The organism is Flavobacterium pectinovorum (genome assembly GCF_900142715.1).
GTDB classification, from domain to species: Bacteria; Bacteroidota; Bacteroidia; order Flavobacteriales; family Flavobacteriaceae; genus Flavobacterium; species Flavobacterium pectinovorum.
This window is the reverse complement of sequence record NZ_FRBX01000001.1, coordinates 315,297-334,854: the sequence shown is the minus strand read 5'-3', so window position 1 is coordinate 334,854 and position 19,558 is coordinate 315,297. Positions and strand designations below refer to the sequence as shown.

The following is a 19,558-nucleotide window of genomic DNA, read 5'->3' as shown; positions in this document are numbered from 1 at the left end:
TTATCAAATCAAAACTAATATCTATTTAAAACTTCAATTACAAAACTAACTTCCCTTTCTGTCAAAACAGGACTAATCGGCAAACTCAAAACTTCATTTTGAATCTTCTCTGTAATTGGAAAAGACAAATTGTTCCATTCCGGAAATGCTTTCTGTTTATGTGGAGGAACTGGATAATGAATTACAGTTTGAATATTATTCTGCTTTAAATATTCTTGCAATTCTTCTCTATTTTCTGTTCTAATAACAAATAAATGAAACACATGATTTTCTGAAAAATCCCAAAAAGGCAGGATAATTTTTTCGTTTTTAATTTCAGCTAAATAACGCTTTGCAATCTTTCGGCGTTTATCATTATCAGCATTTAAATTCGGTAATTTTAAATTTAAAAAAGCAGCCTGAATCTCGTCTAATCTTGAATTTACGCCAACATATTCGTTGTAATATTTTTTTTCAGAACCATAATTTCGAAGCGAAAAAAGCACTTTTGCCAATTCTAAATCGTTGGTTGTGATTGCTCCTCCATCGCCTAGACAACCTAAGTTTTTCCCTGGATAAAAACTATATGCTTTTGCACCTGATGACTCTTCTCCCGAAGCTTCGGGATCGCTCAGCGTAACATTCGATGCATTTGGAATTTGGTCCCGATGCTTCGGGATAAAATTATTGGAATTTGCAGCCGCTCCATGAGATTGCGCTGCATCTTCTATTATTAAAAGATTATTTTGGTCTGCAATTCTATTTATTTCAGCCATTTCAGCCAATTGTCCGTATAAATGAACAACCAGAATTGCTTTTGTTTTTGAAGTGATTTTTTCCCTAATCAAATCAGGATTGATGTTGTAGGTTTCTAATTTTGGCTCAACCAAAACCGGAACTAAATCTGTCTGCAAAATCGCCAAAACACTTGCAATATAAGTATTTGCAGGAACAATAACTTCGTCTCCTTTTTGCAATTTCCCTAATTGAATATAACCTTTAAAAATTAAAACTAAAGCATCAAAACCATTCCCAACTCCTATACAATATTGGGTTTGGCAATATTCGGCGAAAGCTTTCTCAAATGTTTCAACTTCTTTTCCTAAAATATACCAGCCATTACTTAAAATTGATTTCAGTTTTTCCTGAAAAGCAGCTTCGTATGGTTCGTTTACTTTTTTAAGATCAAGAAATGGTATCATTCTATTTTTAATTGGTTAAACAAAAATACCATTTAACTTATTATAATTTGAAGTTTCAACTTCGTAAAAATCATGAATTATTGTACTTGCGCCAAAACTTTCTTTCCAGTATGATAATCCTTCATTGAGGTTTTTTCCTTGATTTTCATTTGAAATTCCAAAATCAAAAAAACGTTTTTCAGCAAATCTTTCTTTTATCAAATATTGAAACAAAAAATCTAAACTTCCCAAATTTTCCTGCTTTTCATTTTTTGAGATATATTGACAATGTGCAACGGTTTTAGTTTCAAAGATAGTTGTTCCGGCCACAATTTTATCTTCTGAATAAACATTAAACTGATGAATATTTTGAGGAAAATGAGCTTTTAAAGAATTCATCTCTTCTACTGAATGAACAGGTTTTGCATTATGTTTCGTTTTTAAATTTGGAATTAAAACTTCATTCCAAAATAATTCAAAATCATTTTCTTCCTTAATAATTAAACGATTCGAAACTGCTTTTTGAATACCTCTCTTGCGTATTTTCGAAATTTTATTTTCTTGTAATAAATCAATAACCGAAAGCGAATCGCGTCTTATCATTTTGGCTTCTGCCAAAAACAAACTGTATAAAATTTCATCAGAAGGTTTAAGATGATAAATAGACGGAAGTGTTTTTATATGTAATTTTTGAATGTTATTTTCATTCAAAAAAAACAAAATAGCCTGAAAAATTTCGATTATCGAAGCTTGTTTTGTTTCTTCTTTATAAACCAAACCTCCATAAGTTAATCCCTGATGCGAGTACACAAAATTTTCTTTTATGTTGGCTGGCAAAACAGCTTTTAATTTTTCATCTTCAAAAACTAAAAGCGAAAAATCTTCAAAACGATCCTGATGGTATTCCATAAAATTACGATGAAATAAAAACGTTGCATTTTTGGCCTGAGCAATAAACTCATTCCAGGTATTGCTATCGTTTTGTTCGTATTTCTTTATGGTATATGTCGCCAATATTTTTGCTTTTTTTTCTTATTTATGATCAAATGCAGGTAAATACCATTTGAATTTTACGGCCATTAATCGTACTGTAATAATTACAACCGAAGTTACAAGATATAAAACATCATCTTCTAAATTCAGTTTTCTTAATCCAAAAAACACTATTCCTCCAAAAATACAAATCGTTGCATAAATTTCCCTTCTAAAAATAGTTGGAATTTCTGTACACAAAATATCCCTGATTACACCGCCAAAACAAGCTGTCATTGTTCCTAAAGCAATACAAATCACAGGATGTAAACCTGTCATAATTCCTCTTTCAAGACCAATTAAAGTAAAAACACCAAGACCAATTGTATCAAATAAAAATAAGGAAGTACGCAGTTTATCAAACTTTTTTCTAAAAAGAATCGCAAGACCAAAACCTAAAATAATGACATAAACATATTGCAAATTCAGCATCCAGCCCACAGGCGTTCTTCCTATTAAAACATCACGAAGCGTTCCGCCGCCAACTGCTGTCACAAAAGCAATAATAAAAACACCAAACGGATCCAGTTTTTTATGCATTGCCGTTAAAGCACCAGACATGGCAAAGGCCATTGTACCAATAATATCTAATAAATGAAACATTCTTTTTTGAGGTTCAAAGGTTCAGAGGCCCAAAGGTACAAAGGTTTTCTTTACTTTCTTCTTACTTCTTTCTTCTTACAAAATTTTATTTTTTCACGTAAATCGGACTTCTTTTTAATAAATAAGAAACTGAATCTATCCAGCTATCTTTCAGTTTAAGGAAAGGCTGACGCGTTTGTGAGTAAATTTTCGTGCCGTTTTTATACATATCAAAATACACGTTGTAGTAATAATACATTTGTGTATTGGCAGTTGTAGTCGAATAATCTGTAGACTTGACTTTTTTATCATTGTTGCTCACCGTTGTACTTCCGCTTCCGTAAGTCGAAGCTGTTGAGCTAGATGACATTGTGTACGAGATTTTAGCCGCCACTATATTGTCGACACCCAGAATTTTTTGAAGATCTTCAATTGGTGTTTCATCAATATTATTATGGTCAATTCCGGCTTTGTGCAATAAACTATTAGTCGTTCTTAAATCCTGAACAGTCAGTGGAAAAATATTGGCTGACTTGTCTAATAACTTATTGTACGTATCATTTTGAGCAAATTTCGCCATATCTTCAGAGCTTTGTTGGGTATCTGAATTTATATACGGAATTGGTAAAACTGCAATTGTATTGGGTTTAATTTCCTGAACAGCGATATTTTGATTTGAAGATGTTTGAGTCGTATTTTCAGGCGTTACATCAAAAGTTTGAGAACGACCGCTGGCAAATTCAATTCTGGCAATTTGAGAAACATCCAGCGAAATTTGTACTGTTTCTCCCGGTAAAGAATATTCTACGGTTTTATCGGATATTTTTGCAATTGTGCCTTCTATTATCTGATAATCTCTTTTTATAATTTTATCCAGTTTTTTTGTTCCTTGTGCAAAATTAACAAACGGAATAAGCAACAGAACTATAATTGTCAAAGCTTTTTGTAATTTCATAGTATTTCTAATTTAAGTCAAATAATAAAATATTAATGTTTTACTTACAAACAAAGTTAAGAAAACTTCCTACTTAAATCATTTAAATTAAATTACTTAATTACATATTTTGTGTATAAAAATTATAATCTTTTAAAATTGTACGAAGAAAATCTTTCGAATTTCCTGATTGGTTTTTAATTCCCGTTACACTTTCAATTTTAGAAACCAATTTAACAATTGTTTCATAATCATCTTTAAGATCTGCTTTTAAAAATGTTTCTTTAATGATTCTCATATCATTATCAGTCAATTTTATAACCAAAGGATACGTTGGCACATAAGCCTCACCTATTTCTTCGAGAATGGTATGACTAATATTAATTTTATTTTTTAAAGTAATAACGGCCGTACCTGCAACCATATCTCCTAAACGTTGTCCTTTTTTACTTATTATGACTGTTACCAAGGCAATAATTCCAAAAAACAGACTAAGATCGATAAGCCTAAAAAACCAGCGCATTAAATAATCACCAAAACCTGCCTGATAACCATCAATTTTAACGACTTTTATCTTGACTATTTTTTTACCAATGGTTTGTCCTTCAAAAATGCTTTCTAAAGTGATCGAATAAATGATAACAGGAAAATATAAAAGTAAAAGAATGGTCATTCTGGACCATGAATCTAAACTATCCAACAATCTGTCTAATTGAAGCCAATAAAAAACGATGCTCCAAATCACGATTACATAAGCTATTTTAATACCAAAATCAATGAAATGAGACCCTATTCGCTCGCCCGCTGATGCTGCTTTAAAATTTATTTTAACATTTTGTGTTGTATTTATTGATAATTCTGACATATTTTATATTTTAGCCTACAATGAGAGAAGTCGCCTTCATAAAACAAAATAAAGAAAAATGGCTGGAATTTGAGCTAGCTATTTTTGGTAAAGCTAAAAAAAATCCTGATGAGTTAGCTAATTTGTACATTCAAATGATGAATGACTTATCGTATGCCCAAACTTATTATCCAAAAAGCAAAACCGTAATTTACTTAAATCATCTTGCTTCGCAGATTTACCAGAAGATTTACAAAACCAAACGATCCGAAAAAAACAGATTTGTAGAGTTTTTTAAAACCGAAGTTCCGCTTTTGGTTTACGATTACAGAAGATATTTAATGTATGCTTTTGTTCTGTTTTTTATAACAGTTGGTATTGGTGTAATTTCAGCACGATACGATCAAAATTTCGTTCGCTTAATTTTAGGCGATGGATATGTAAATATGACTTTGGAAAACATCAAAAAAGGAAATCCAATGGCTGTTTATGGTTCCGGAAGCAATTGGGGAAGTTTTGTTGGCATTACCATGAATAACTTATATGTGGGTGCAAAATGCTACATCTATGGCATTTTTGGCGGACTGGGAACTTTTTATATTTCCCTGCAAAACTGTATTATGCTGGGTGCTTTTCAATACTTTTTTTACGACCAGAATGTTTTCTGGAAGAGCGTTCGCGGAATCTGGATTCACGGTTCTATGGAGATTTTTGCCATCGTTATCGAAACAGCAGCCGGGTTTATTTTAGGAGCTTCAATCCTTTTTCCAAAGACTTTTTCGAGAATCAATTCATTTAAAATAGGTTTCAAAAACAGTTTCAAAATATTCCTGAGTACATTTCCATTCACGATTAGTGCCGGATTTCTTGAAGGTTTTATTACCCGATATTCTATTGATATGCCCAATTGGTTAAGCAGTTTAATCATTCTGGTTACACTTGGCATCATCTCATTTTATTATTTGGTTTATCCTTTTATTGTATACAAAAAAACACAACCGCTATCTGCCAAATTGAATTAATAAGGAACCAGTAATGAACAAATTTTTCTTCGTTTTATCTTTTCTATTTTATTGCAGCATTTCGCAGGCGCAGGATTCTTCGGCTACGGTTGATCCGCCAAAAGTCGAATCTGTAAAATATACCGAAAAAGATATTCATGTCGATTCAGATACTATTGAGGCAAAAAACTTCAAACAAGATTTCAAAAAAAAATATAAGGACGCTGATTTCGTTTACGAATATAAAGCACCCGAAAAAGGCGCCTGGGATTATTTTAAAGAATGGCTCGCCAGTATTTTTAGAAGATTGTTCACTTTTAGCAATCCCGAAGCATCACTAAATTTTGTTGCCATTTTATTAAAAACAATCGCAGCTTTGGTTATTATTTTTGTAATCTATTTGATTGTAAAAGCAATAATAGCCAAAGAAGGACAATGGATTTTCGGAAAAAATGCACACAAAAAAACAATCTATTATTCTGATATCGAAAAGAATATTCATCTTCTTGATTTCGAAAAATTAATTAAAGAAAGTATTGCAGCCGGAGAAAAAAGAATCGCTGTCCGCTATTATTATCTTTGGCTTTTAAAGGTCATGGCGCAAAATCATTATATAGAATGGGATATTGAAAAAACAAATTCTGATTATTTGTACGAGCTTCAAAAACCCGCACACAGAGAAGAATTCATGTATTTATCTTATTTATACAACCATATTTGGTATGGCGAATTTGAAATCGATGAAACCACTTTTATAAAAGCCGAAAACCGATTTAAGAAATCTTTAAAAACATTTAGCAATGAGTAAATCCATTAAAATTTATATTGCTATTTTGATTTTAGTTTTCGTCATCATTTTAATAGCAGATCATGATAAGCAAAAACCAATCGATTGGCGACCAACCTATTCTGTCAATGATAAAATTCCGTTTGGATTGTATGTTTTTGACAAAGAAATAAATGGTCTTTTAAAAAATCAGAAGATTGAAAGAGTTTCTGCCGTAACACCTTATGAATTTTTAGATTCAAAATATGTTCCTGATACAACTGCAGGAAAATACAAAATAAAAGGTACCTTTTTTAATATTTCAGAATACGGTCAAATAGACGATCAGTCAATTACAGAACTTTTCTATTTTGTTTCACACGGAAATAATGCTTTCTTGAGCATGAAAAACTTCCCAAAATCATTATTAGACAGTTTAAAAATCGAAATAAACACCAGTTATCCAAACGAAAAAATGAATTCGGTTTGGATGGCCAATAAAAAACTAAATCCGAAAAAGTATTCCATAACAGAAGAAGAAATGGGAAACTATTATTTTTCGAAAATTGATACTCTGATGACAACCGTTTTGGGATATCAGGGAAATAAAAATAAAAAGCAAATTGATTTTATAAAAGTGCCTTATATCAATGGTTATTTTTACTTGCACACAAAACCTGTGGCTTTTACTAATTATCATTTATTAAAAAAAGACCACTATAAGTATGCAGAAAGTGTACTTTCGTATGTTCCAAAAGGAAATGTTTACTGGTACACAAAAGGGCAAAATAATGAATCGATTTCAGATTCGCCTTTGCGTTATATTATGAGCCAGCCGGCATTAAAATGGGCCTGGTATTTATTTTTAATCGGAATTTTGATTTTTATTATTTTTAATGCCAAACGCAAACAAAGAATTGTTCCGATAGTAAAACCATTGCCTAATTTAACACTTGATTTTACAAAAACCATCGGGAATTTATATTATCAGGAAGGCGATCACGACAATATAATCGATAAAAAAATCATTTATTTCCTCGAAAGAATTCGAAATGAATATTTAATCGATACAACAAAACTAGATGACGATTTCATTAATAAATTGCATCATAAATCAGGAAAAGATGAAAATGATATTCGCGAATTGGTATTTTTAATTAACGAACATCGAAAAAGTTATCACGGAAGTCTCGAAGAAGATTTAATCAGAATTAATAATGCAATCGAGAAAGTTTTACATTAAATAAAAAATATTTTGCCACAGATTTAAGGATTAAAATGATTTTAAAATCTGTGAAATCATTTAATCTGTGGCAAAAAAAAATAAACCCAAAAGAAAAAGACCAAAACATGGACGATTTTAATACACCAGAAACAGAAATCACAAACGAAAACGTGAATTTTGAAACAAGAATAAACCTTGCTCCACTTTTAGAGCATGTTAACAGCATCAAAAAAGAGCTTGAAACTGTTATTGTGGGTCAACACAAAATGATCGACCAGCTTTTGGTTGCCATTTTATCAAACGGACACGTTTTGCTTGAAGGTGTTCCGGGGGTTGCCAAAACGATTACTGCAAAATTATTATCAAAAACGCTTAATATCGGTTTTAGCCGAATTCAGTTTACGCCGGATTTAATGCCTTCGGATATTTTAGGAACTTCGATTTTCAACTTAAAAAGTTCAGAATTTGAATTCAAACAAGGACCAATTTTCTCTAATTTAATTTTAATTGACGAGATCAACCGTGCGCCTGCCAAAACCCAAGCCGCATTATTTGAAGTAATGGAAGAACGCCAGATTACAATTGACGGTTCTGCGTATCAGTTGGAAACTCCGTTTTTGGTAATTGCTACACAAAACCCAATCGAGCAGGAAGGAACATATCGTTTGCCGGAAGCGCAATTAGACCGTTTTCTATTCAAAATTACAATTGATTATCCAAAACTGGACGAAGAAATCCTGATCATTCAAAGAGAGCATTTATTGCAGGATCATGGAAAATTAGAGGCGATAAAAACCATACTTTCAGCACAGGAAATAAAAGGATATCAGGCTTTAATCAAACAAATCAGGGTAGAACAAAATCTGTTGGAATATATTGCAAGAATTGTGGTAAACACCAGAGAAAATGCCTTTTTATATTTAGGAGCTTCGCCTCGTGCATCGATCGCAATTTTAAACGCTGCCAAAGGTTTTGCCGCTATTCGTGGTCGTGATTTTGTAACTCCCGAAGATATTAAAGAAGCTTCAACTCCGGTTTTACAACACCGCGTTATTGTAGCTCCCGAGCGTGAAATGGAAGGAATTACAAGTGCTGAAATTATCAAGCAAATTATTGAAACTGTAGAAATTCCACGATAGTTCTCATTCCTGCAAGGTTTTCAAAACCTTGCAGGAGAACTTAAAATCTGAAAAATGAGATTAAATAAACTGTTTTTTTTACCCTTATTTGTAATTTTATTTTTCGTATTTCAGCCTATCAAAGCTGCTGAAAACACAAATATGTCTGTCTATTTCGAAAGTGATAAACAACAAATCGAAACCTTAATAAGAAAAGCTTATGAATGGATTGAGACTAAAAAAACACAAAATGATTTTGATGTGGTTGCCAACAAAAAAGGCGATAAATATGTTGCTTTAAATGTAAAAACACACAACAAAATAGTCGAAGAACTTAAAAAATCGAACTTTTTTGCGCAGCAGTTTATCGACAATTATAATAAAATTGGGTTAAAAATTGGTGATAATCTTAAAACCAATAAAGCAACGTATTTTGTGGGTGAACTTCCACCCTATGGCAATGACAGTAATCCGTGGTGTGATTGTCAGGATAATCCAGAGAAGTTTTGGAAAACCCTGAAAGTAAACAACCTCAAAATTGAAAATAATAAAGCTACTTTTTTCTGGACGTGGACAGAATGGAAAGAAACTCCTAAATATAAAGTAACGGCAGTTAAGGAAAATGGAATCTGGAAAATAGCTATTTTAGATGGTTTCGGTTATTCTAGTTTCACTAAAATACAGGAATAAAATTAAATTTTAAATTCTTTTAAATTGAAATTCATAAAAAGTCTATATCTCAACAACTTCTTTTTCTATGTGCTTTTGGGCATTATAGGATTGTTTGTTTGTGCTTTTATTTTTCCGAATTTATACAACGGAGTCTGGTTTATTATTTTGGTACTAATCACTTTTCTGGCACTTGATCTTTTAATTTTATATCTGGCCAAAACCGGAATTGAAGCTTCAAGGGAAACACCTGAAAAACTTTCGAATGGAGATTTAAATCCTGTTAGTATTTCGATCAAAAATCATTATACATTTCCAATTTCGATTAAAATTATTGACGAAATTCCGTTTCAGTTTCAGGTACGCGATTTCAAAATAATTAGGAATATAAAAGCTTCCGGTCAGGATAAAATTGGATACGATTTGCGCCCAACAGAACGCGGAGAATATTACTTTGGAAATTTAAATATCTATGTTTCTTCGCCTTTAAGATTAATTTCAAGACGATTTACTTTTGATAAAGATAAAATGGTGCCAACGTATCCTTCTTATATTCAGTTAAGAAAATACGATTTACTGGCTTTTTCGAATAATTTATACCAATACGGAATCAAGAAAATTCGCCGAATTGGTCACACAATGGAATTTGAACAAATTAAAGAATATGTTCAGGGCGATGATCTTCGAACTTTAAACTGGAAAGCCACAGCGAAGAAAAATGCCTTGATGGTGAACCAGTTTCAGGACGAAAAATCACAATCGGTTTATTTGGCAATTGACAAAGGCCGCGTGATGCAAATGCCTTTTAATGGTTTGAGTTTGCTTGATTATGCGATAAACTCGACGTTGGTTCTGGCCAATGTGATTCTGAAAAAACAAGACAAAGCCGGAATTTTTGCTTTCTCGAAAAAAGTCGAAAACAGAGTTTTTGCCGAAAAAAGAGGTTCGCAAATGCAAAAAATCCTCGAAACTTTATACAACATCAAAACAGACTTTTTTGAAAGTGATTACAGCCGTTTGTATGTTGATATCAAAAAGAATATCAACCAAAGAAGTTTGATTATTCTGTATACCAATTTTGAAACAATGGATGGTTTAAATCGCCAAATGCCTTACTTAAAAGGAATTGCAAAAAGTCATTTATTGGTTGTTGTTTTCTTTAGCAATACGGAACTAAACGAAATCATCAATAAAAAAACTGATACGATTCAGGAAGTTTACGACAAAGTAATCGCTGAAAAATTTATGTTTGAAAAGCGATTAATCGCCAACGAATTGAAGAAATACGGAATTCACTCTGTTTTAACGCAGCCTGAAAATCTGACTTTGGATGCTATTAATAAATATTTGGAGATTAAAGCGAGAGGAATTTTGTAAGATGTGAAATGTATGTTGTGAAAATGTAAAATGAGTATTATCAACACATCAATTTCATGAGTTAAATGTAAGAATGTTCAAAAATCTTTGAACCTTTGTTTCTACGAAATTTTATAACTCTAAAAGATGAAAAAAGCACTTCTATTTTTATTCGTTCTGATAAACTTTTTGGCTTCCGCACAAAAAACAGAAAACATCATAATCATTACCACAGACGGTTTTAGATGGCAGGAAGTTTTCAAAGGAATGGATTCCCAAATTGCCAATGATAAAAAATTCAATCAGGACGACAGTACTTACATTTATAAAAAATACGGAAGTACAGATTTTAAAGAACGCCGCCAAAAACTAATGCCTTTTTTATGGTCTGAAATTGCTGCGAAAGGACAAATTTATGGCAATCGCGATTTAGGGAATAAAGTTGATGTTTCAAATCCATATTGGTTTAGTTATCCGGGATATAGCGAAATATTTACGGGAAATGTAGATATTGCAGTCAATTCCAACGATTACAAACCAAATCCGAATGTGAATGTTTTGGAGTTCTTAAACCAGCAATCTAAAATTAAAGGTAAGGTTGCAGCTTTTGGAGCCTGGGATGCTTTTGATCGAATTTTAAACGAAAAAAGAAGTGGTTTTCCTGTAATTTCTGCGTTTGATAAAGTGGGTGGAAATAAGCCAACTGAAATTCAAAAATTACTGAATGAAATGCGCGACAATTCGTTTAAGCCTTTTCATGAAGATGAATGTCTGGATGTTTTTACACATTATGAAGCGCTGAACGAACTTAAAACCAACAAACCAAAAGTGCTTTATATTTCCTATGGTGAAACCGATGAATGGGCGCATCACGGACATTACAGATCGTATCTCGATGCTGCAAACCAAGTGGATAAATGGATTAAGGAAATCTGGACTTTTGTACAAAACGATCCGCAATATAAAAACAAAACGACTTTACTAATCACTGTAGATCACGGTCGTGGCGACAAAGTAAAATCTGAATGGACAAGTCACGGTGATAAAATTGCGGGCGCATCCCAAATTTGGTTTGCTGCAATTGGTCCTGAAATTGCTCCAAAAGGCGAAATCAAAACAGATTCTCAATTGTACCAAAAACAATTTGCGCAGACGATTGCAAAAATTATGGGCTATACTTTTACGGCGGAACATCCTGTTGCTAATGAAGTTAAAGAAGTCTTCGAGAAATAAGTTTTTTTTGCCACGAATTCACGAATTATATTTGTTTTTTTTTTAATAAAAATTCGTGAATTCGTGGCTGTTTTTTTCCTCCATCCTATTAAAAACCTACAAGGTTACGAAAACCTTGCAAGAAGAAAAAAACCTCTGTACCTTTGAGCCTTTGCAACTTTGAGCCTCTAAAAAAATGAAACAAATCACTTCAATTCAAAATCCGTTTATAAAATCACTTGTTTTACTGCAGGAAAAAGCAAAAGCCCGTAAACAAACCGGAACTTTTTTGATTGAAGGATTACGTGAAATTTCATTGGCTATAAAAGGCGGTTACGAAATAGAAACGGTTTTATTTTTACCGGAATTGGTTTCTGAAAATGAAATCAATAAATTGGTAAATTCGCCAATTCAAATGATAGAAATCAATAAAGAAGTCTATCAAAAACTGGCTTACCGTGATACTACCGAAGGTGTTTTGGCAATCGCCAAAACCAAATCAATGCAATTATCGGATTTAAAATTATCAGCAAATCCATTAATTTTAGTAGCTGAAGCACCGGAAAAACCTGGAAATATCGGCGCACTTTTACGTACTGCAGATGCTGCAAATCTGGATGCTGTTTTAATTGCAAACCCAAAAAGCGATTTATACAATCCGAATATTGTCCGTTCAAGCGTTGGCTGTTTGTTTACCAATCAAATTGCAACGGGAACTACAGCCGAAATTATTGCTTTTTTAAAAGAAAAAAAGATTGATTTTTATTGTGCTACTTTACAGAACTCAACTTCATATCACACTCAAAATTTCACAACTCCAACCGCTTTAGTTGTAGGTACCGAAGCAACCGGATTAACGCAGGAATGGCGTGATGCCGCTACACAAAACATCATTATCCCGATGCAGGGAGAAATCGACAGCATGAATGTTTCTGTTGCTGCTGCGATTTTAATTTTTGAAGCGAAACGTCAGAGAGGGTTTTAGATTTTAGATTTTAAAATTTAAAATCTTCTTCTCTATGTCAGACTGAGCGTAGTCGAAGTCCTTTTGAAAACAAAAAAATCTCGCCTTTGATCAATATTCTTATATCAAATTCAGTTAGAAAAATCTAAAATCCAATATCATAAATCTACACTCCATTCCCTTGTGTATGTTGGAACTTATTCTTATTTTTAGTACTTGAACTATGCCGTTATGATAGAAATAGATATTGAAAAAGAAAACAAAGCAATTGCGCAGGAATACAAAGAATTACTCCGAATTAGCTACCAAACTTTAAGCCCAACTGATAAAAAACTTATTCGAAAAGCTTTTGATGTTGCAGTTGATGCGCATAAAGAGCAGCGACGTAAATCTGGAGAAGCCTATATCTTTCATCCTATTGCAGTTGCAAAAATTGTTGCCTCAGAAATTGGTCTGGGAGCGACCTCTATTGCTGCGGCTTTATTGCACGATGTTGTTGAAGATACACCCATGACGGTTGAAGATATTGAACGTTTATTCAACCCAAAAGTGGCGCAATTGGTTGAAGGCCTGACTAAAATTTCGATGGTTCAAAAGGATTTGAATGCGTCGATGCAGGCCGAAAATTTCAGGAAAATGATTCTGACTTTGAACGACGATGTCCGTGTTATCCTAATCAAATTGGCCGACCGTTTGCATAATATGCAAACCATGGATTCGATGGCGGAATACAAACAAACCAAAATAGCTTCTGAAACTTTATATATTTATGCCCCTCTCGCCCATCGTTTGGGACTTTACAATATTAAAACCAAGCTGGAAGATCTTGGCTTAAAATACACTGAACCTGCTGTTTATGATGACATCGTAAGCAAAATCAGGGAAACAAAAGAAGAACAGGATGCTTATATCAAGGATATTTCTGATGTTTTGAAAAAATCTTTGGATAAGGAAGAGATTGATTATATCATAAAAGGCCGTCCGAAATCTATTTATTCTATTCGTAGAAAAATGCGCGCTCAAAATGTAAGTTTTGATGAAGTGTATGACAAATTTGCCCTTAGAATTGTCTATAAAGCAGATCCGCATGACGAAAAATTTGTGGCCTGGAAAATTTATTCGATCGTAACAGATCATTACAGACCGAGTCCGAGTCGTTTACGCGACTGGATTTCATCTCCAAAATCAACCGGTTACGAAGCTTTGCACATTACCGTTATGGGACCAAAAGGTCGCTGGGTCGAAGTTCAGGTTCGAAGTGAGCGTATGGATGAAATTGCCGAAAAAGGTTACGCTGCTCATTATAAATACAAAAACGGAGCAACCGAAGAAAGTGGTTTAGATGTCTGGCTGAATTTACTTCGCGAGGCTCTTGAAAATCAGGAAACGAATGCGGTAGATTTTGTTGAAGATTTTAAAATGAATTTATATTCAAAAGAAATCTTTGTTTTTACTCCAAAAGGAGAAATTAAATCGTTGCCAAAAGGGGCAACTTCGCTGGATTTTGCTTTTAGCATTCACTCTGAAATTGGAATTAAAACCAGAGGAACGCGTGTAAACGGAAGATTGGTTCCCTTAAATCATGAACTTAAAAGTGGTGATCAGGTTGAAGTGATTACTTCGGCCAACCAAAAACCAACTGTAAACTGGTTGGAATATGTTACAACTTCGAGAGCAAAAAATAAGATTAAAAATGTTCTTAATGAGAATACTAAAAAAATTGCCGAAGAAGGAAAAGAACTACTTACGCGAAAACTTAAACATCTAAAAATAACAATCAGCGAACAGGTTATCAATGAATTGGTAAACTTTTTCAAGCTAAAAACAAGTTTAGATTTATTTTACAGAGTTGGAATTGGTGCTATCGAAAATCAGCAATTAAAAGATTATGCTGCGCAAAAAGGCAATACGATTATCAATTTCTTTAAAAATAAAATTAAGCGAAATAAAGATACAACTGCCGCCGAAGACATTCATAAACCGGTCATTAGCAGTAATTATGACATGCTGGTTTTTGGAACCGAACATGACAAACTTGATTACAAACTTTCGCAATGCTGTAACCCAATTCCGGGTGACGATGTTTTTGGATTTGTAACCATTAATGAAGGAATCAAAGTGCATAAAAAAGATTGTCCGAATGCTATTGGAATGCAATCTAATTATGCATATCGTATTATGAGTGCCAAATGGATTGACTCTTCTCAGGAAGAATTCAAAGCCATTATCAACATTACAGGAATGGATGTTTTAGGACTTACAAATCAGTTAACAAAAGTAATTTCGAACAATATGAGCGTAAATATTCAGAGTATTTCGCTGAGTACTGATGCGGGAATTTTTCACGGTCAGATTGCGGTTATTGTGAAAAATAATACCATTTTGAAAAAAATGATCAACGCAATTAAAAAAGTAGATGGTGTTGACAAAGTCACTCGCGAATACAGAACATAGATTTATTCTTTAAAAATGATTATGAAAACAGATTCTCTAGAAATTCCCGCAATACATTTTGATGAAAATGGCGAACTTATAATTATCGCTTCTGAATCTTCATCCAAAGATGATTTTGATTTTTTTCAGGGAAAATCTGTTATTAGAAACAAAAAATTAAAAAAGAGATTTGCGAATTCTAACGAATGGATTGAATTTCCTTCAACTCAGGAAATGTACAAGATTTTAAACGGAATTGGGAATATTGATAATTTCCTGGCCACTTTTGACGGAGAACCTTTTGAAGGAATGACAGTTCGTCTTTTTAATCCAAAAACAAAATTGTGGAGCATTTATTGGGCAGATTCGACTTCGGGAACTTTAGATAAACCGGTTGTAGGTTCTTTTGAAAATAAAGTTGGGCATTTTTTTTCGAAAGATGTATTTGAAGGAAAAAATGTAATCCAGGTATTTCGATGGGATGCACGAGATGAAAACAATCCGGTTTGGAGTCAGGCAATGTCTGATGACAAAGGAAAAAACTGGGAATGGAACTGGTTCATGTATATGTCCAAAACCAACTAAAAATTTGTTAGTTTTATCATAAATAAAAATAATTATGTTAATTAAGTTCTTGTGAACTTTCTAAAATTTATCGTTGTAAAACCTTGTATTTAATGTGATATTCATAATCGAATATAGATTTGAACGTTAAACTTTAAACCCGAAACTTTTATTCATTAAAAATAAAAAATTATCTTTGCCGGATATGACACTCATTTCAACTGACAACACTAGAAATCAAGAAATTGTAAAAAACGTTTTTACAATGTATCTTGAACAAAAAGGGCATCGCAAAACTCCTGAGCGCTATGCTATACTTCAGGAAATTTACGATAGCGAAGAGCATTTTGATATAGAAAACCTTTATATCAAAATGAAAAACAAAAACTATCGTGTGAGTAGAGCAACTTTATACAACACGATTGAGTTATTGTTAGACTGCGCATTGGTTAGAAAACATCAATTTGGACAAAATCAGGCTTACTACGAAAAATCATATTTCGACAAACAGCACGATCATATTATCATGACTGATTCTGGCGAAGTAATTGAATTTTGTGATCCAAGAATTCAAACCATCAAAAAAACAATCGAAGAAATATTTGATATCGAAATCACGAATCATTCACTTTATTTCTACGGAAACAAAAAACAAAAACAATAATCCGGAAAGGAATTATTCAAAAAATAAAAAAAAAGAAAATTAACTACATTAATCAGTAGGGCGACTTAGATTGCCTCAACGCAAATTAAAACAGAATGACCGTAGATTTATTACTAGGATTACAATGGGGAGATGAAGGTAAAGGAAAAATTGTTGACGTTCTTACCTCAAATTATGATATTATTGCACGTTTTCAAGGAGGACCAAACGCAGGACATACATTAGAATTTGACGGAATTAAGCACGTTTTAAGAACCATTCCTTCTGGAATTTTTCATAAAAATTCAGTAAATATCATCGGAAACGGGGTTGTAATTGATCCTGTAGTTTTTCAAAAAGAAATTGAAGGTTTAGAGAAATTTAACCTTGACATCAAAAACAAATTGATCATTTCAAGAAAAGCACATTTAATTTTACCAACGCACCGTTTATTAGATGCAGCATCTGAGGCATCAAAAGGAAAAGCAAAAATTGGTTCTACATTAAAAGGAATTGGCCCAACTTATATGGACAAAACCGGTAGAAACGGTTTGCGTGTTGGAGATATTGAATTAGAAGATTTCAAAGAACGTTACAGAGCATTAGCTGATAAACATGAGGCAATGATTGCTTTTTACGATGTAGCGATTCAATATAACTTAGCTGAACTTGAAAAAGAGTTTTTTGAAGCTATTGAAGAATTAAAAAAATTAGATTTTATTGACAGTGAAGAATATATGTACCAGGCTCAAAAAGCGGGTAAATCTATTTTATGCGAAGGAGCTCAGGGGTCTTTATTAGATGTTGACTTTGGAACTTATCCTTTTGTAACTTCATCAAATACTACTGCTGCAGGAGCTTGTACTGGTTTAGGAATTGCTCCTAACAAAATTAAAGAAGTTTACGGAATTTTTAAAGCTTACGTAACACGTGTTGGTAGCGGACCATTCCCTACTGAACTTTTTGACGAGGTTGGTGCAACAATGGCAAGAGTTGGTAACGAATTTGGATCTGTTACAGGAAGACAAAGACGTTGCGGATGGTTAGACCTAGTGGCTTTAAAATATGCTGTACAAGTAAATGGAGTTACGCAATTGATGATGATGAAAGGTGATGTACTTTCTGGTTTGGAAACTTTAAAAGTTTGTACTGAATACAACTATAAAGGACAAATCATTTCTCACTTCCCTTACAACATCGAGCCTGAAAATGTTACTCCGATTTATAAAGAGTTTAAAGGATGGCAAGCTGATTTAACAGGATTGACTACTTATGATCAATTACCAATCGAGCTAAAAGAATATATCGAGTTTATTGAAGCAGAAGTTGGTGTACCAATCAAGATTGTATCTGTTGGACCAGACAGAAAGCAAACAATAACAAAATAATACATCTAAACGCTCTGATAACCAGAGCGTTTTTTTATACAAAACATTTCACACATGAAAAATCCAGAAATTAAAATTACTGAAACTAAGTTATTATCAGACAATTGGTATGTATTAAACAAAGTAACTTTTGATTACCAAAAGAAAGATGGCAATGTAGAATCGCATATTCGTGAAGTTTATGATCGAGGAAATGGCGCCGCTATTTTATTATATAATACCGAGAAAAAAACCGTAATTCTAACGAGACAATTTCGTTTGCCAACTTATCTTAACGGAAATAAAACCGGAATGATGATCGAAGTTTGCGCCGGACTTTTAGATCAGGACAACGCTGAGGAAGCAGTTATTCGTGAAACGGAAGAAGAAACGGGTTATCGCTTAAACAAAGTTCAAAAAGTTATTGAAACTTATATGTCTCCGGGATCTGTAACAGAAATTTTATATTTATTTGTTGGTGAATATGATGAAACTATGAAAGTAAACGATGGCGGCGGATTAGATGCTGAACAGGAAAATATCGAAGTTCTGGAATATACGTTTGATGAAGCTTATGCAATGTTTGAATCTGGCGAGATTACTGATGCTAAGACTATTATGTTGTTGCAGCATGCTAAAATAAAGGGACTGATTTAAATATACTTACATACTTAACTTAACCTCAATAAAAACTCATTATAGTGAGAGAAAAAAATACAAGAATTAAAAATATTGATTTATTAAAAGGTATATTAATTATTTTAGTAATAATAGGGCACGTAATTCAGGGAGCATTAAGTGAATCAATTTGGCGAACTCTAATTTATAGTTTTCATATGCCTCTTTTTATTGGGATAACCGGATACCTCCTAAATATTAATACAATTTCAGAATTAAATCTGTACGATCTCTTCAAAAAATACTTTTTAAGAATAATACTACCATGGATTATTGCTTTTATATCTTACTATATAATATCTTGCATTTTAGGAACGAATTTATTTTCTATTGCAAAATTTAAAAATTCTATCATTTATCCCTTCTATCATTTATGGTTTATTCCTGGTTTTTTAAGCTGGATACTACTAACATGGCTTTTTAAAAAACTTTTCACAAATTATAATATTATATTGATTTTAGGCCTTTTGATATCGATAACCTTCATTATTTTATATAAATATTCCTCAATCTATACACAAATCCCTTTTTTGAATAGAATATTTTCAATTCTCATATATACCTTCAGACCTTATTTTTATATATTTTTTCTTATTGGAATTAGTTATAGAAATAAAACTATAAAAAAATTAAGATTAATTGAAATTATAACCCCTTTTATTTTTCTAGGCCTTGTTGTTTATTTATTTTTTTATGATAGTGTGATATTATCAATTCTAAATTTCTTTCTATTAAATCTTTCAATTTTGAATCTTTGCTTAAAACTAGCCCTGACAGATTCCTTATTTGAATCTAAATCGATTCAATGGTTAGGAATAAACTCTTTGGGTATCTATCTATGGCATGTTTTACCAATCTTAATTTCCAAGTATTTAGTAGGAACGCAATCTTTAATTAAATTTTATCTCATAACTATTATTCTTGAAGTTCTATTTATAATTTTATATAAAATATTAGTTAAGGTTAATTTTTTTAAAAAGTATATATTCGGAATGTAATGTGTTTAATGA

At 32.5% G+C, this 19,558-nt stretch carries 19 protein-coding genes; 14 read left to right on the top strand and 5 right to left on the bottom strand.

The features are described from left to right. Positions 1-14 precede the first annotated feature (14 nt). The 5 genes from BUE22_RS01240 to BUE22_RS01220 form a co-directional block, all read right to left on the bottom strand. On the bottom strand, positions 15-1,181 hold the full coding sequence (locus BUE22_RS01240; protein WP_073393137.1) for a DegT/DnrJ/EryC1/StrS family aminotransferase: 1,167 nt from the start codon (positions 1,179-1,181) through the stop codon (positions 15-17). A gap of 15 nt (positions 1,182-1,196) precedes the next feature. Then, entirely contained in the window at positions 1,197-2,174 is a 978-nt protein-coding gene (locus BUE22_RS01235) for a GNAT family N-acetyltransferase (protein WP_073393136.1), read from the bottom strand. Positions 2,175-2,192: 18 nt separating this feature from the next. Beyond that, positions 2,193-2,795 carry a trimeric intracellular cation channel family protein gene (locus tag BUE22_RS01230; RefSeq protein WP_073393134.1) on the bottom strand — a complete coding sequence of 201 codons (603 nt, stop codon included), beginning with the start codon at positions 2,793-2,795 and terminating at the stop codon, positions 2,193-2,195. 85 nt (positions 2,796-2,880) lie between these two features. Beyond that, entirely contained in the window at positions 2,881-3,729 is an 849-nt protein-coding gene (locus tag BUE22_RS01225) for a hypothetical protein (protein ID WP_073393132.1), read from the bottom strand. Between the two features lie 100 nt (positions 3,730-3,829). Further along, entirely contained in the window at positions 3,830-4,573 is a 744-nt protein-coding gene (locus tag BUE22_RS01220) for an RDD family protein (protein WP_073393130.1), read from the bottom strand. A gap of 20 nt (positions 4,574-4,593) precedes the next feature. Here BUE22_RS01220 and BUE22_RS01215 point away from each other — a divergent pair, with 20 nt between their 5' ends. From BUE22_RS01215 to BUE22_RS24040, 14 genes are all read left to right on the top strand, one after another. Beyond that, a complete protein-coding gene (locus tag BUE22_RS01215; RefSeq protein ID WP_042566390.1) occupies positions 4,594-5,574 on the top strand; it encodes a stage II sporulation protein M in 981 nt (326 codons plus the stop codon). Positions 5,575-5,587: 13 nt separating this feature from the next. Then, the gene (locus BUE22_RS01210; protein WP_073393128.1) at positions 5,588-6,361 is read left to right on the top strand and encodes a DUF4129 domain-containing protein; all 774 of its coding nucleotides are present in this window, start codon (positions 5,588-5,590) and stop codon (positions 6,359-6,361) included. Then, positions 6,354-7,562 carry a DUF4350 domain-containing protein gene (locus BUE22_RS01205; RefSeq protein WP_073393126.1) on the top strand — a complete coding sequence of 403 codons (1,209 nt, stop codon included), beginning with the start codon at positions 6,354-6,356 and terminating at the stop codon, positions 7,560-7,562. Before BUE22_RS01210 ends, BUE22_RS01205 begins: the two co-directional genes overlap by 8 nt. Before the next feature lie 107 nt (positions 7,563-7,669). After that, positions 7,670-8,683, top strand: a complete 1,014-nt coding sequence (locus BUE22_RS01200; RefSeq protein WP_042566444.1) for an AAA family ATPase — start codon at positions 7,670-7,672, stop codon at positions 8,681-8,683. Positions 8,684-8,737: 54 nt separating this feature from the next. Continuing rightward, complete coding sequence (locus tag BUE22_RS01195) at positions 8,738-9,352, top strand: hypothetical protein (protein WP_073393124.1); 615 nt, start codon at positions 8,738-8,740, stop codon at positions 9,350-9,352. Positions 9,353-9,376: 24 nt separating this feature from the next. Further along, complete coding sequence (locus BUE22_RS01190) at positions 9,377-10,708, top strand: DUF58 domain-containing protein (protein ID WP_073393122.1); 1,332 nt, start codon at positions 9,377-9,379, stop codon at positions 10,706-10,708. Positions 10,709-10,834: 126 nt separating this feature from the next. Then, positions 10,835-11,920 (top strand): alkaline phosphatase family protein, encoded by a 1,086-nt coding sequence (locus BUE22_RS01185; protein ID WP_073393120.1) that lies wholly within the window; start codon positions 10,835-10,837, stop codon positions 11,918-11,920. Positions 11,921-12,095: 175 nt separating this feature from the next. Continuing rightward, positions 12,096-12,884 carry a TrmH family RNA methyltransferase gene (locus tag BUE22_RS01180; RefSeq protein WP_073393118.1) on the top strand — a complete coding sequence of 263 codons (789 nt, stop codon included), beginning with the start codon at positions 12,096-12,098 and terminating at the stop codon, positions 12,882-12,884. 210 nt (positions 12,885-13,094) lie between these two features. Further along, positions 13,095-15,317, top strand: coding sequence for a RelA/SpoT family protein (locus BUE22_RS01175; protein ID WP_042566397.1), 2,223 nt, complete (start codon positions 13,095-13,097; stop codon positions 15,315-15,317). A 21-nt stretch (positions 15,318-15,338) separates the two neighbouring features. Next, a complete protein-coding gene (locus BUE22_RS23490) occupies positions 15,339-15,881 on the top strand; it encodes a hypothetical protein (RefSeq protein WP_084540223.1) in 543 nt (180 codons plus the stop codon). Positions 15,882-16,065: 184 nt separating this feature from the next. Next, positions 16,066-16,524 (top strand): Fur family transcriptional regulator, encoded by a 459-nt coding sequence (locus BUE22_RS01165; protein WP_029268726.1) that lies wholly within the window; start codon positions 16,066-16,068, stop codon positions 16,522-16,524. 95 nt (positions 16,525-16,619) lie between these two features. Beyond that, positions 16,620-17,891, top strand: coding sequence for an adenylosuccinate synthase (locus BUE22_RS01160; RefSeq protein WP_042566398.1), 1,272 nt, complete (start codon positions 16,620-16,622; stop codon positions 17,889-17,891). A gap of 54 nt (positions 17,892-17,945) precedes the next feature. Further along, positions 17,946-18,527: an NUDIX domain-containing protein gene (locus tag BUE22_RS01155; RefSeq protein ID WP_042566399.1), complete on the top strand. Its 582-nt coding sequence runs from the start codon at positions 17,946-17,948 to the stop codon at positions 18,525-18,527. 44 nt (positions 18,528-18,571) lie between these two features. Then, positions 18,572-19,546, top strand: coding sequence for an acyltransferase family protein (locus BUE22_RS24040; protein ID WP_073393117.1), 975 nt, complete (start codon positions 18,572-18,574; stop codon positions 19,544-19,546). The last annotated feature ends 12 nt before the right edge of the window (positions 19,547-19,558 follow it).

Coding starts and splice junctions, on each gene's coding strand:
- BUE22_RS01225 (WP_073393132.1), bottom strand. CDS start 3,729: ATGAAATTACAAAAAGCTTTGACAATTATAGTTCTGTTGCTTATTCCG.
- BUE22_RS01185 (WP_073393120.1), top strand. CDS start 10,835: ATGAAAAAAGCACTTCTATTTTTATTCGTTCTGATAAACTTTTTGGCT.
- BUE22_RS01230 (WP_073393134.1), bottom strand. CDS start 2,795: ATGTTTCATTTATTAGATATTATTGGTACAATGGCCTTTGCCATGTCT.
- BUE22_RS01155 (WP_042566399.1), top strand. CDS start 17,946: ATGAAAAATCCAGAAATTAAAATTACTGAAACTAAGTTATTATCAGAC.
- BUE22_RS01165 (WP_029268726.1), top strand. CDS start 16,066: ATGACACTCATTTCAACTGACAACACTAGAAATCAAGAAATTGTAAAA.
- BUE22_RS01200 (WP_042566444.1), top strand. CDS start 7,670: ATGGACGATTTTAATACACCAGAAACAGAAATCACAAACGAAAACGTG.
- BUE22_RS01215 (WP_042566390.1), top strand. CDS start 4,594: ATGAGAGAAGTCGCCTTCATAAAACAAAATAAAGAAAAATGGCTGGAA.
- BUE22_RS01195 (WP_073393124.1), top strand. CDS start 8,738: ATGAGATTAAATAAACTGTTTTTTTTACCCTTATTTGTAATTTTATTT.
- BUE22_RS01220 (WP_073393130.1), bottom strand. CDS start 4,573: ATGTCAGAATTATCAATAAATACAACACAAAATGTTAAAATAAATTTT.
- BUE22_RS01180 (WP_073393118.1), top strand. CDS start 12,096: ATGAAACAAATCACTTCAATTCAAAATCCGTTTATAAAATCACTTGTT.
- BUE22_RS01160 (WP_042566398.1), top strand. CDS start 16,620: ATGACCGTAGATTTATTACTAGGATTACAATGGGGAGATGAAGGTAAA.
- BUE22_RS01210 (WP_073393128.1), top strand. CDS start 5,588: ATGAACAAATTTTTCTTCGTTTTATCTTTTCTATTTTATTGCAGCATT.
- BUE22_RS01175 (WP_042566397.1), top strand. CDS start 13,095: ATGATAGAAATAGATATTGAAAAAGAAAACAAAGCAATTGCGCAGGAA.
- BUE22_RS01205 (WP_073393126.1), top strand. CDS start 6,354: ATGAGTAAATCCATTAAAATTTATATTGCTATTTTGATTTTAGTTTTC.
- BUE22_RS23490 (WP_084540223.1), top strand. CDS start 15,339: ATGAAAACAGATTCTCTAGAAATTCCCGCAATACATTTTGATGAAAAT.
- BUE22_RS01240 (WP_073393137.1), bottom strand. CDS start 1,181: ATGATACCATTTCTTGATCTTAAAAAAGTAAACGAACCATACGAAGCT.